The sequence below is a fragment of the Salinivibrio sp. PR5 genome (assembly GCF_001996085.1).
GTDB classification, from domain to species: Bacteria; Pseudomonadota; Gammaproteobacteria; order Enterobacterales; family Vibrionaceae; genus Salinivibrio; species Salinivibrio proteolyticus.
This window is the reverse complement of record NZ_MUFK01000026.1, coordinates 22754-34696: the sequence shown is the minus strand read 5'-3', so window position 1 is coordinate 34696 and position 11943 is coordinate 22754. Positions and strand designations below refer to the sequence as shown.

The 11943-nt window shown below is 51.8% G+C and carries 13 protein-coding genes; 4 read left to right on the top strand and 9 right to left on the bottom strand.

Annotated elements, in window-relative coordinates; translation table 11 throughout:
* Position 1: 1 nt before the first annotated feature.
* Both BZG82_RS10350 and BZG82_RS10345 read right to left on the bottom strand, forming a co-directional pair.
* Positions 2 to 1210: an EAL and HDOD domain-containing protein gene (locus BZG82_RS10350; protein WP_077480023.1), complete on the bottom strand. Its 1209-nt coding sequence runs from the start codon at positions 1208 to 1210 to the stop codon at positions 2 to 4.
* Positions 1211 to 1304: 94 nt separating this feature from the next.
* Positions 1305 to 2195: a PhzF family phenazine biosynthesis protein gene (locus tag BZG82_RS10345; protein ID WP_241837369.1), complete on the bottom strand. Its 891-nt coding sequence runs from the start codon at positions 2193 to 2195 to the stop codon at positions 1305 to 1307.
* Positions 2196 to 2565: 370 nt separating this feature from the next.
* Between BZG82_RS10345 and BZG82_RS10340 the strand changes: the two genes are divergently transcribed.
* Positions 2566 to 2754: a hypothetical protein gene (locus tag BZG82_RS10340; RefSeq protein ID WP_077765797.1), complete on the top strand. Its 189-nt coding sequence runs from the start codon at positions 2566 to 2568 to the stop codon at positions 2752 to 2754.
* A gap of 178 nt (positions 2755 to 2932) precedes the next feature.
* On the opposite strand, the gene BZG82_RS10335 is transcribed toward BZG82_RS10340, so the two are convergent.
* Positions 2933 to 3274: a 4a-hydroxytetrahydrobiopterin dehydratase gene (locus BZG82_RS10335; RefSeq protein WP_069586485.1), complete on the bottom strand. Its 342-nt coding sequence runs from the start codon at positions 3272 to 3274 to the stop codon at positions 2933 to 2935.
* On the bottom strand, positions 3267 to 4139 hold the full coding sequence (phhA, locus tag BZG82_RS10330) for a phenylalanine 4-monooxygenase (protein ID WP_077765796.1): 873 nt from the start codon (positions 4137 to 4139) through the stop codon (positions 3267 to 3269). Before phhA ends, BZG82_RS10335 begins: the two co-directional genes overlap by 8 nt.
* A gap of 221 nt (positions 4140 to 4360) precedes the next feature.
* Between phhA and BZG82_RS10325 the strand changes: the two genes are divergently transcribed.
* Entirely contained in the window at positions 4361 to 4666 is a 306-nt protein-coding gene (locus BZG82_RS10325; RefSeq protein ID WP_077765795.1) for a DUF6482 family protein, read from the top strand.
* A 17-nt stretch (positions 4667 to 4683) separates the two neighbouring features.
* Here BZG82_RS10325 and BZG82_RS10320 read toward each other — a convergent pair whose 3' ends face one another.
* The 4 genes from BZG82_RS10320 to BZG82_RS10305 all read right to left on the bottom strand — a co-directional run bounded on the left by BZG82_RS10320 (position 4684) and on the right by BZG82_RS10305 (position 9109).
* On the bottom strand, positions 4684 to 5418 hold the full coding sequence (locus tag BZG82_RS10320; RefSeq protein WP_077765794.1) for an SDR family NAD(P)-dependent oxidoreductase: 735 nt from the start codon (positions 5416 to 5418) through the stop codon (positions 4684 to 4686).
* Between the two features lie 87 nt (positions 5419 to 5505).
* Positions 5506 to 7473, bottom strand: a complete 1968-nt coding sequence (gene fhuB / locus BZG82_RS10315; protein WP_077765793.1) for a Fe(3+)-hydroxamate ABC transporter permease FhuB — start codon at positions 7471 to 7473, stop codon at positions 5506 to 5508.
* Positions 7470 to 8333 carry an iron-siderophore ABC transporter substrate-binding protein gene (locus BZG82_RS10310; RefSeq protein ID WP_077765792.1) on the bottom strand — a complete coding sequence of 288 codons (864 nt, stop codon included), beginning with the start codon at positions 8331 to 8333 and terminating at the stop codon, positions 7470 to 7472. The genes fhuB and BZG82_RS10310 overlap by 4 nt, the downstream gene beginning before the upstream one ends.
* Entirely contained in the window at positions 8330 to 9109 is a 780-nt protein-coding gene (locus tag BZG82_RS10305) for an ABC transporter ATP-binding protein (RefSeq protein WP_077662412.1), read from the bottom strand. The genes BZG82_RS10310 and BZG82_RS10305 overlap by 4 nt, the downstream gene beginning before the upstream one ends.
* A gap of 239 nt (positions 9110 to 9348) precedes the next feature.
* Between BZG82_RS10305 and BZG82_RS10300 the strand changes: the two genes are divergently transcribed.
* Entirely contained in the window at positions 9349 to 10905 is a 1557-nt protein-coding gene (locus BZG82_RS10300) for an FAD-binding domain-containing protein (RefSeq protein ID WP_077765791.1), read from the top strand.
* Entirely contained in the window at positions 10895 to 11056 is a 162-nt protein-coding gene (locus BZG82_RS10295) for a DUF2256 domain-containing protein (RefSeq protein ID WP_077458369.1), read from the top strand. The genes BZG82_RS10300 and BZG82_RS10295 overlap by 11 nt, the downstream gene beginning before the upstream one ends.
* Here BZG82_RS10295 and BZG82_RS10290 read toward each other — a convergent pair.
* The gene (locus BZG82_RS10290; RefSeq protein WP_069589407.1) at positions 10992 to 11924 is read right to left on the bottom strand and encodes a LysR family transcriptional regulator; all 933 of its coding nucleotides are present in this window, start codon (positions 11922 to 11924) and stop codon (positions 10992 to 10994) included. The genes BZG82_RS10295 and BZG82_RS10290 overlap by 65 nt on opposite strands.
* Positions 11925 to 11943: the final 19 nt, after the last annotated feature.

Below are 11943 nucleotides of genomic sequence, written 5' to 3'. Positions count from 1 at the left end.
CTTATACCTGCATGGTTGCGGCTAGTGTTTGCGTTTGCTCCCGCGCTTTCTCAAACGCTTTCAACACGATACGCTCTTTTAGTGTGAGTTTTTCACAGCGTTTCGACACCCAATCCCAATGAGCATGTTCGATATGCTTGCATAATTCCAACAAAGCGCCGTAGTGGCCATGTTGTGACAACAAGGCTTGCTTAGCTTCCTTACTCAAATCGAGATGACTCACCACATCTTCCATCGGGCACCCCAACATGGCATCTAAAAAAGAAAAAGCACCAACCAGAAAACCTTCATCAGCATCGAGTCCTTTCAACATGGGGGCAGTTTGTTGCATAAAAATTGCGCGCAAAATGGCAGCGTTTTGCAAATGTAAACACTCCTGATGATTCATGTTGGACATGATTAAGAGAGAGATTAGTCGGCGCAATGATTCTAAACCGAGGTAAACGACCGCTTGTTTAGGATTAGAAATGCTCTTTTTCTTGGACTTGGCCAATACATTGGCGCTGGTGACAACTTTATAAAGCAGGGACACATCACGCGATATCACGTCGGTGATTTCGTCAATGTCATAGGGGCTTCGATTGATTATTATACAGGCATCCAGCAAGGTAATGACGGATGGTGCAACATCACCTTGACGACGGATGACGGGCTGTTCAAAAAAGTAGCCTTGAAACAAGCTAAATCCAAATTGCTGCGCCAGTGTAAACTCTTCTTGCTTCTCCACTTTTCGAATTAAAAAACGGATATCAGGATAATCAGAGATGGTTCCAACCCAGCGCATGGGGTCGTCACGATCCATATCTACACTCACAAGATTAAACAAGTTGATATGCTCCATCCAGTGATTTGAAAACACTGCACTGGATGCGAGTAACATAAAGCCCGCTTTTTTATAGGCTCTAAGCTTATTTAATAGGAGAGGCGAGGGTTTTGTTTTCTCACTGATACAGATTACAAGACGCGTCACCGGCATCGAAAGTGGTAACTCGTCAAGTAAGGCTGTTTCGGAAAAGCTCACCACATAACGCAACTGGTCGTCCAATTCATTGCCAGACAGGAAGTTGGCACTTAGTATTCTTGATGTGGCTGTGTCTTCATCAATTGACGGAAACTTGTTTTCTAGGCCTTCACGGAAAAGCAGCTCACTTCCCCAGTGCTGCTGTCGATCATCGAAAATAGGCTGACACGAAAAAAAGGTTTCACTCACGATGTTAACCCCGCAAATTAGATCCCTTTAATAAACGTAGACTAATCGCGCCAACCCTGATGATTTTTTCTGATTGAACTGAGTAAGTTAAGCGCTAATCGCATCTAACCGATAGCCGCGCCGTATCGCGCCGTATTACGGTATTTGCATCTCCGCCGACCCAAGCACGTTGATGACCTTGCGCATCGACTTTGACCACAGCAGACAGTAGCGATCTCGCCCCAATATGTTCACCCTGCTCGAAAACAAACCGATTGTGCGTACCCTGATACTCAGTCAAGTACGCCGCTAGGGCGGCAGCGGCGCTTCCGGTAGCCGCTTCTTCATCCACCCCGACCAAAGGCGCAAAGTTTCGACAACACGCAGTGATATCCGACTCGTGGGGAGATAAGGCAAACGCATGCACCCCAACGCAATCGTACGCCTCCGTCAGCGCAATAACCGCCTCCCTGTCTTGTGACATCCGGGCGAGTGCATCGAGGGACGCAAGCGGCAGAATGATACTGGGTCCACCCGCGGAGACGACTTTGACAGGCAATCCAGTCGATAGGATATCTTTACTATCTATGTGAAACGCATCGGCAATCACCTTTTCATTCGGCCCGTCACTGATAACTGGAATTGCCGTCTCAAAGTTAACTTTTCCCGAATCCAAGATGGAAACTCGCAGGACGCCAGCCCCAGTTTCTTGCGTGTAATCGCCAGCCTCAAGTGCACCCAACTGCCAAAGCGCAGAAAATGTTGCCACAGTGGCATGCCCACAAAACGCGACCTCATGGGTCGGGGTAAAGAACCGTAATCTGACATCAGCATGCTCGCTATGACAAATAAACGCCGTTTCTGGATAGCCGAAGTCTGTTGCAATCGCCTGCATTTGTGCATCATCCAACACATCTGCATGCCTAACAACACCGGCGGGATTCCCCCCCTGCCCTTGTGCAACGAATGCATTCAAGTGATAGAACTCAACAAATCTGTCCATCATTGCTTCCTCGCGATAGCCGCTGTGTGCGGGTTTCCATTTAAAGGCTAGCGTCGTTTAACACAACCCCCTGCACGCCTTGTGCTCCTTCCATCCTATGCGCTTATACTAAAGTATGACAATAAAAACTTGTGACATATGCCAGACAGGCACTAAATAAATCAGAGTATTAGGCTAAGACTACTCCAAAACGTGTGCCAACAGGCGTTTAAAGAAATCGCGAGAGGGCATTATCTTCATGAACACTTTAGACGGTTAACTACGGCATAAAGTGACCATTATGCCAGCGAACAATCATCAATCAGGCACGCGATAAACCAAGATATGGTAGGCTTGTCAGTAAACTTTTTAATACCGTATGAGATGTAAACTTATGGACCCTTTACAGCATATTGCCGATGACGCACCCGAGCATGAGCCGGAGACCTTGCCATCACTCGACGAACAAAAAGCGATTGTGGCAAAACTCAAAGCCCTTGAGAAGAAAGGTGAGCTCACTGACGAAATTCTCGCGCAGTATTTTGCCGTTAAGCAAAAAGACACAAGCGATGAAGAAGAGTAAGAACAACACGAAAACGTGACCGCGTCACTTTTAAAATTTATCTTATTCTACGACGAAAATGCCGAGAGATGATAATGAAAGGCATTAGCGGCGCAGGGTTGACACTTGCGTGGCTGGGATAGACAGAAGATTATCGACACTGATACGCCCCGAGATCACTCTCGGGGCTTTTTTTGGTTTACTCAGGGGCAATGCCGTCGGTTTTCGCCGCACAAATAAAATCATTTTTGTGCAGGCCTTTAATCTTATGCGACCACCAAGTCACGGTCACTTTACCCCACTCCAGCAAGATAGCGGGATGGTGGCCTTCTTGCTCAGCCAGCTCAGCCACTTGGTTGGCAAACGCCCACGCCAACTTGAAGTTGCGGAAGGTGAACTCACGTTCGAGCTGATCAATCCCATCTCGTGTTACTTTGCGCCACTGCGGAATGTCTTTAAGCAGCGCCGGCATTTCCTCAGCACTGACCAAAGGGGCATCAATATTACAGGCTTCACATTTCAACTCAGTTAGTTCAGACATGTTGCGTTTCCTTTTGCTGTTCTGTCTTTTTCGGTTTGGGCGGGAACAAAGGCGCATGAAGGCCTAGTTCCATCGCTTGATGCACATCAGCAATCAAATCACGTTGACTGATGGCAAATAAATCGTCAATCGACTCAATGGTAAAGTAAATGGGTTGCATGATGTCAATCCGATATGGCGTGCGCATGACATCCATCACTTCTAAAGGCTTACGTACCGCTTTGTCGCTATTAAAGGCGTACTCAGTCTCCGCCGGCGAAGACAAGATCCCGCCGCCATAAATACTACGGTTGCCTTGCGAGTCACTGAGCAAACCAAACTCGACCGTAAACCAATATAAGCGTGCAAGATAAACGCGCTCTTTGGGCGTGGCCTTTTGACCTAGCTGACCGTACATATGGGTAAACTCAGCGAACGCTGGGTGAGTCAACATCGCACAGTGACCGAAGATCTCGTGAAAGTAATCCGGCTCTTGCAAATAATCGAAATCGTCTTTAGTGCGCAAAAACGTCGCCGCAGGGAATTTCTTATCCGCCAGCAAAGCGAAGAACTGGTCGAAATCAATCAATGCAGGTACAGGAGCCACTTGCCAACCTGTTTCTCGCATTAACACGGCATTCACATCTGGGATCTGGGGCACCGTGTCATGCGGCAAGTCGAGCATTCGCAACCCGTCGAGATATTCCTGACATGCTTTGTCCTTGATACATGCAAGCTGCCGTGTAACTAGCTGGCGCCATACATCGTTTTCTTGTGCCGACCAGGCTACACGACCCAGCTCATCAACTGGTTTGGATTCGTATTTACTCTGTTTCACGTTCACCGCCTTGTGTCGTTGTCTGGCGTAAAAATCGCGCGTAAACAGCGGCCCTTAGCCTTACGCAATGTCTCCGTTACTCACAGATTACGTCGACTTTGCAGAGAAAATCATCTCCTCCCCGCGGTTTTAATTTTACCTTTGCGTAACATTTATTTTACATTACACATCCGAAAGGCTGCTGCTTTAGGCAATGCTTAACCCTCGAGGGATCCGCGTGCTTGCATAGCTCGTAGGATCTTAAAAAGACCTAACTGCAAGGACGAGTGATGAATTTACAACTGAGCGAACTGATAAATTACGACAACATTGACAAGATTCAGATCCGTGGCATTGATGGCATGTTATATCAAGCCATCGCCTTTTTGCGTCACGGCGATGCGGTAGAGCAGAAGCTAATTTATCAAGGCGATAAACCCTATTTATCTCGCAGCTTGCTGGCGGTAAAAGATGAGTTTGAATGGGTTAATGCCGCGCAATACGTGCTAGTCACTGACACGGCATATGATGAAATGATAGGGCTTGGCACGGAAAAACCATTGTCGTCCCTAGAGCAGCCATTGCATTGGAAATAACTCAACAACGCCCCAATCTACGGGGCAATTTCTTCCCCGTCCCACGCAAACAATCGACCCGTATGACGACTGTCGAAGCCATCCAACACCGACAACAAATAGCCAGCCGATTGAGCCGGGCTGAATAATTTACCGGGCTTAACATTGGCTTGGAATGGCGCGGATAAACGACTATCGACGGTCCCCGGATGCAGGCCAACCACGGTTAATGATTTGTCTTGGCGGCCAAGCTCGATGCTCATGCATTTGATCAACATGTTCACCGCCGCTTTGCTTGCACGGTAGGCATACCAACCGCCCGCACGATTATCACTGATACTGCCCACCCGCGCCGACAAGATGGCGATCTTCGCCTCAGCGTTGCGTTTCAATTTGGGCGCGAGGTGTTTGCTCAATAGCAGCGGCGCGACGGCATTCACATCAAAAAGCTGATGCATGGCCTCACTGCTGCACGCCGCGAGCCGCTTTTCTGGGCTGACCGCATCGTCATGCAACATTCCCGAGGCAATGATCACCGCATCTAAGCTGTTGTCGTCGATGTGCTCGGCCGCTGCTTGGATTGATGCTTCATCGCAAATGTTTACCGCCACAGGCACCACCTTTTCACTTATCTCAGCAAGTGGCGCGGGGTGACGCCCTAGGGCGAAGACTTGCTGAATGGATGGCTTGTCGAGCAATGCGCGGCAAAAAGCTTCACCAATCGCGCCACCTGCGCCGACAACCGCCACACGCTGCATGGAATCACTGTTCATTCTCTTGGCTCCTCAAACAAAAAGAGATGCAAACTGCATCTCTTTAGTTAGGGATAAGGCGATCCTGTCGATCACCGTGTGTTAAAACTATAGCTTACGTAGCACAACCATTAGGTAGAGTCCGCCAATCAAGGAGGCAATGATCCCAGCTGGCATTTCTTGCGGATATAACCATTGTCGTCCGAGCCAATCGGCAAACAGCATCAATCCCATGCCAATCAATCCGGCGGTGATCATATGCGCCCGAGCATTTTTCGCTCCCCAACTGCGCGCAATATGTGGCGCCATCAAGCCGACAAAACTGAGCGGCCCCACCACCAAGGTAGCACTGACGGTCATGACCGCGACGAGGGCCAGCAACAGCATGCGGGCACGCCCTACCTTAACCCCCAACGATTGAGCCGTTTCGCCACCGAGCGGCAAAATATCGAGCCAACGCTGGCACATTAATCCTAGCGCCACCAGCACGGCGGCAACCAAGGCCAGTGTGGTCACCGTACTGTCAGTCACATAGTAGGTTGAACCTGAAATCCACGCGAGCACTTGATACGCGCGAGGATCGCCACCTGCCATCAAGAAGCTTTGTACCGCTTGCATCAGTGCGGCTATGGCGACGCCTGTAAGCAATACCTTTTCTGGCTGAAAGCCGGTTTTGCGATTAAGCAGCACAATCAACGCCAAGGTCGCCCCCGCACCGATTAAACCACCGACATATAAGCTCAGCATAGATGCGCCCATGCCAGCAAAAATGGTGACAATCAGTCCCAGCGCCGTACCAGCACTGATCCCCATCACTTCAGGGCTCGCCATCGGGTTAGCACTCAAACGCTGAAGCACGGCACCCGCAACAGCAAGCACACCACCCGCCAATGCCGCGGCCAGCAACCTTGGCAAGCGCCATTCCAACAAAGACCAATCGCCACTGAGCGCCAGCCACTGCCAGCCCTCACTTTGACGCGATACGGTGGCAAAAATCACCGCACCCAACACCAGTAACATCAGCGTTCGGCCTAGTGGCCAATCCTGACGTGGTGCGGACGTACCGGCATGCATTTGTTGGCGTTGACGATTCCCCAGTGACACCCGTGGTAACAACCACAAAAGAAGAGGCGCTCCCAAGGCTGCCGTCGCCGCCCCCGTGGGCACCATCATAGCCCGGCGACCGGGTAACAGCTGGACAGCCAAATCAGTAGCTACCAACATCAAGGCGCCTAAAATCATCGCTAGGCCCAATCGGGTGATGAGCTTGCGTGCGCCACATAAGCGCGCAATCGCGGGCGCGGCAAGACCGACGAAGCCAATCACGCCAATCAAGCTAACTACCCACGCGGTCAGAAGAACCGATAGCCCTAGAGCAATCACACGGATTTTCGCCAGTGATACGCCCAAGCTTTTCGCCCCTTCATCCGAAAGACTCAAGACGTTGAGCGGCTTTAATAAGGCAAGGATCAACACGACCGCCAATCCAATACGCGGCAGTAAGGCTTGCACACTGTGCCAGTCGGTTTGTACCATCGAGCCCGCGCCCCACACCATCATGCCGTGTAGCGCTTCTTGATTCATCAACAGCAGCACGGTGCTGAGCGCGCCGCAGTAAAGGTTTAAAATCAAACCCGCGATCACCACTACGGTGGGCGATAGGCCCCGTCGCCATGCCAGCGCAAACACCACCAGCATGGTCAGCACCCCGCCAGACATCGCCACCATCGCGCTCGACCAAGTCAGTAGCCAAGGGGCATAAAGCGTCGCAAGCATCAGCGCCAAGCTAGCGCCATTCGCCACCCCCAGCGTCGAGGGCGAGGCCAAGGGGTTGCGCAACACTTGTTGCATCAAGGTACCGGCCAGCCCCAAACACGCCCCCGCCAGCAATGCAGTGACCAAGCGCGGCCACCAGGTTAAATGCATCACAACGCCAATCGACGCACTGTCATCCAGCGACCACAGCGACTGCCAGAGCATGGATGCATTCACATTCCACTGCCCCAACTGAGTGGAGGCGAGGCTTAACAGTGCCGCCAGTAACGCCAAGGGCACCCATAACAGGTTCAGTTTCATGCCTGCCCTCCTTGCTCGGTCAATGCCGCGGTCACAAGGCGGGCAAAACGTAACGCCGACGGAATCGCGCCAAAGCTCCATACCGGATCAATCATCAATGGCGTATGCCCCGTGCGTTTAACCAAATATTGCCAAAACATATTGGTCTGAAGAGTTTGCTCGACGCCCGCGGGGAGTGGGCGCACAATCACTAGTTGCGCATCAAGGTCTAGCAGCTCGCGGGTGGAGACCATGCTAAATCCCCAACTGTTGGTGGTATTTTGCCACGCGTTGCTGAGCCCCAATTCACTGATTGCGGCGTGATACAAGCTGTTCGTCCCAAACACCCGCACATGGTTGGCGTCAAGAAATTGAATCATCAGCAGCGGTGGTTGTTCGCCGGGAATGGTATCGCGCAGGCTCGCTAATTGCTGTTTCGCATTGGCAATCAAGGTTTCACCGGCCTCCGGACGGTTGGCCTCACGTGCAATTTGGCGCGTCACGGTTTTGAGCGACGCCCAGCTTAGGCCGCTTTCATACAGAGGAATTGAGCTGACCGGCGCAATGGTGCTTAGCTTGGGCTTCATCGCCTTAAAAATGGGCGAGATCAGAATTTTATCGGGGTGAAGCTCGGCCAAACGCTCCATGTTCGGCTGGGTGCGAAGCCCAATATCGACGGTTTTTTCTGGAATGGGCGGGGCTTTCACCCACGAATTGTAATCCGCCTTTTGCGCGACCGCGACGGGCGTCACTCCCAAGGCCAACAAGGTTTCAGTTTGAGTCCAATCCAGCGAGAGAATACGAGGCGACGCGCTGACGCTCGCGGACATCATGGCCGCAGTCAGCCAGACCACAAGCGTCAAAAAAGAGGACTTGATCATACCGGCGATAACTCCCCCGGCATGGCAACCGCATAACCGGCGGTATGATCGGCAATCGGCATCTCAATACCATAAATCGATTTGAGGGCCGACTCTTGAAACACATCGCTAACCGCGCCTTGAGTCAGGACTTGCCCGCTGTGCAGCGCGACAATCTCATCACAAAAACGCGCCGCCATATTAATGTCGTGCACCACGATAATAATGGACTTATCCAGCTCTCGGCTGAGTTTGCGCACCAAGGTCATCACTTCAACTTGGTGGGCCACATCCAGTGCAGATAGCGGCTCATCGAGCAGCAAGTAACGCGTTTGCTGTGCCAGCAGCATCGCAATCCACAGCCGTTGGCGCTCGCCGCCCGATAAGGTATCGACCAAGCGCTCGGCATAATCTTGGGTACCAGTGAGCGCCATTGCCTCGTTAATCACTTGGTGATCGGCTTTGGTCAACCGCCCCAGCAAACCATGCCAAGGATAGCGACCAAAACTGACCAACTCATACCCGGTCAAGTTGTCTGTTGCCGGTAAATGCTGTGGCAAATACGCCACCTCGCGCGCAAAGGCTTTTTCTGACCATTTCGACAAGGGCTTTTGGTCTAATGCGATCTGCCCGCTGCTGGTTGCCTGTTGCTGCGCTAACAACTTTATCAGCGTCGACTTACCCGAGCCATTATGCCCGACCAACGCACAGATTTTTCCCGGCGTAAACGACAAGCTCACCTTATCGAGTAACACTTTTCCGTTGACGGCAAACGCAACGTCCTTTGCCTCTAACATATCTCGATCCTACTATTGCAAACACAAGCGCGTAGCACTTGCCCGTTATCTCTGAGAGCGGTAATTTTCCGATGCTTAAAAGGCAAATGCAAACCATTTTGATTTCGCTTTGTATGCTTAGCGCTTGTTAATGAGAGAAATTAGACCTCAACCAAGTCACTATTAGGGATCCAAGCGTCATTCAGCCTCGTATCGCCAATGGGTAAATATAAATTGTTGTATCAACTTTCGAGAGCCCTATGTCCGCGCCCATCAGCCTTGTATGGCTAAAACGCGATTTACGCCTGCGGGATCATGCCCCTTTACAAGCTGCCATTGCCGCGGGGCGTCCCTTGGTGATTTTGTACCTGTTTGAGCCACTGCTGCTTAACGATCCGCACCATAGCGAGCGCCACTGGCGATTTGTCTGGCAATCGCTGTGCGATCTTAATCAACAGCTCGCACCACTGGGCGGTCACGTCACCATTTGCCAAGGTGACGCACTCACCGTTTTCGACGCTATCCACAGGCAACAGGCCATTGGTGCGGTGTACAGCCATCAAGAAATTGGCGTCGACGCGACATTTTCTCGAGATAAAGTGGTGTCGAACTGGCTGGAGACCCATCAGATCCCATGGCATGAATATCCCACTGGGGCGGTGATCCGCGGCGCGAAAGATCGAGTTGATTGGGACGCAGAATGGCAAAAGGTGATGCGCGCCCCTCTTGCCGATCCCGATTGGCAACAAGCGCGCTGGCTAGACACATCACTCACGCTACCCGCGCTCGGTCACCACAATTGGGATTCTCCTGCGCCACGCTTTCAGCCCGGCGGCCCGAGTTGGGCGTATAAAACCTTACAGTCTTTTTTCCGCGAGCGCGGACAACGCTATCAACGTCACATCTCTAAACCGCTCGCCAGCCGCAAAAGCTGTACGCGGCTGTCACCCTATCTTGCATGGGGTAACATCAGCTTGCGCGAGATGTATCAAATCACCCTCCTCCATTGGCAGAAAAAGGGCTGGCGGCGAGCGCTGGTCGCTATGGTGTCGCGTTTGCATTGGCACTGTCATTTTATGCAGAAATTTGAAAGCGAGCACCACATGGAGCATCGGCCCGTCAATCGAGGCTACTTACATTTTGAGTACGCAAACGGTCCGCAGAGCGATGCGCATCTGCTCGCATGGCAACAAGGTAATACCGGTTATCCGCTCGTCGATGCTTGTATGCGTTGCCTACACGTCACTGGCTATATCAACTTTCGGATGCGGGCGATGCTGGTCAGCTTTTTAACCCACCATTTGTTGATTGATTGGCGCCGCGGTGTGCATCACCTCGCGCAGTTATTTCTCGATTTTGAGCCCGGTATTCATTATCCCCAATTTCAAATGCAAGCTGGCGTGACAGGCGCCAATACCTTGCGTATTTATAACCCAGTGAAACAATCGCAGGAGCAAGATCCCGAGGGGGCATTTATTCGTGAATGGTTGCCCGAGCTTTCTCCCTTGCCCGACAGTTTGATCCACACCCCATGGCAAATGACCGACATGGAAGCGATGATGTACGGGGTGGTGCTTGGCGAAGACTACCCGAAACCCATTGTCGATATCGAACAAACAGGCAAACGGGCGCGAGATATTTTATGGTCGTTTCGTCAACAAGACGCCGTTCGTATCGAGAAAGCACGGATCCTCGCCACCCATGTGCGTCCAGACAGCCCTGAGCGAACAAACAGCGCTGAGCACGCAAACAAGCGCACTCAAAAATCACGTTCGCCTGCTGCTCAATCTATTGGAGGCAACCCAGATGGCGCATAAAAAGCCACATCTTCCCAGCAAGGTATGTTTGACGTGCGAACGCCCGTTTACGTGGCGTAAAAAGTGGGCGCGCTGTTGGGACGAAGTTAGGTATTGCTCTGACCGTTGCCGTCGCGAAGGTCGTCGCCATGCGCGAGCGGCGACGCACTGAACGCATCTAACAGTGAATTCAATTTCGGATGTACCCACTGACGTTTAATTGATACCGCATAAAACGGCTCATACACACTCGGCAGTAAAGCGTAGCGGGTGAGCATGCCACTATCTAACTCATCGCGAACCACCACCTCGGGCATCACCGCTAACGCATCATTGTCTCGGGTTAATAGGCGCAGCATCGCCATATCATTGGCTTCAGCCATGATGTAAGGCTTGAGTTGATACTGGGCAGAGATGGCATCAAACCCTGAGCGAATCGGGTTATCGCCATAAGGTAACACCCACGCTTGATGCTGGTAGCTGGCGTCTAAGGTCGGCGACAAGGCTTTACCCGGCCAACCAATCACGGCTACCGGCTGGCGAGCCAATTGCTGATACTGCCAAATCTGTTTATTGGTACCCCGCACCGCAATATTGGTTAGCGCCAAATCTAACTGGTGATCAGACAGCGCATGGAGCAAGCCGGTTTGATCCATCGACTGCAACACGTAGCGGCACTCTCGTTGATTAACCAATGGCTGAATAAACTGCTCGATAAAATTCCGCGACATGGTGGATAAGGTGCCAATGCGAATCGTGGCACTGGACAGGGCCCCGCCGCTGGATAGCAACTGCTCGAGCTCTTCCCCTTGGCGGAATATCTCTTCGGCATAGTTCATCGCTTGATAGCCACTTTCGGTCAACGTCAATGTACGACCTTGGCGCTCAAACAATTGCACCTGCATCGCCTGTTCAAGCTGCTTGATTTGCGACGACAGCGCCGACTGCGAAATATGCAGCTGACGGGCGGTCTGGGTCAGGTTCCCGTGACGCGCCACCTGCCAGAAATAATATAAATGATGGTAGTTGAGTCGGCTCATCGTTCTCTAAAACAGAATG

Bases quoted from the DNA above. Each gene is read 5' to 3' on its own strand.
- BZG82_RS10345 (WP_241837369.1), bottom strand. From the start codon at position 2,195: ATGATGGACAGATTTGTTGAGTTCTATCACTTGAATGCATTCGTTGCA.
- BZG82_RS10340 (WP_077765797.1), top strand. From the start codon at position 2,566: ATGGACCCTTTACAGCATATTGCCGATGACGCACCCGAGCATGAGCCG.
- BZG82_RS10335 (WP_069586485.1), bottom strand. From the start codon at position 3,274: ATGTCTGAACTAACTGAGTTGAAATGTGAAGCCTGTAATATTGATGCC.
- BZG82_RS10325 (WP_077765795.1), top strand. From the start codon at position 4,361: ATGAATTTACAACTGAGCGAACTGATAAATTACGACAACATTGACAAG.
- BZG82_RS10320 (WP_077765794.1), bottom strand. From the start codon at position 5,418: ATGAACAGTGATTCCATGCAGCGTGTGGCGGTTGTCGGCGCAGGTGGC.
- fhuB (WP_077765793.1), bottom strand. From the start codon at position 7,473: ATGAAACTGAACCTGTTATGGGTGCCCTTGGCGTTACTGGCGGCACTG.
- BZG82_RS10310 (WP_077765792.1), bottom strand. From the start codon at position 8,333: ATGATCAAGTCCTCTTTTTTGACGCTTGTGGTCTGGCTGACTGCGGCC.
- BZG82_RS10305 (WP_077662412.1), bottom strand. From the start codon at position 9,109: ATGTTAGAGGCAAAGGACGTTGCGTTTGCCGTCAACGGAAAAGTGTTA.
- BZG82_RS10300 (WP_077765791.1), top strand. From the start codon at position 9,349: ATGTCCGCGCCCATCAGCCTTGTATGGCTAAAACGCGATTTACGCCTG.
- BZG82_RS10295 (WP_077458369.1), top strand. From the start codon at position 10,895: ATGGCGCATAAAAAGCCACATCTTCCCAGCAAGGTATGTTTGACGTGC.
- BZG82_RS10290 (WP_069589407.1), bottom strand. From the start codon at position 11,924: ATGAGCCGACTCAACTACCATCATTTATATTATTTCTGGCAGGTGGCG.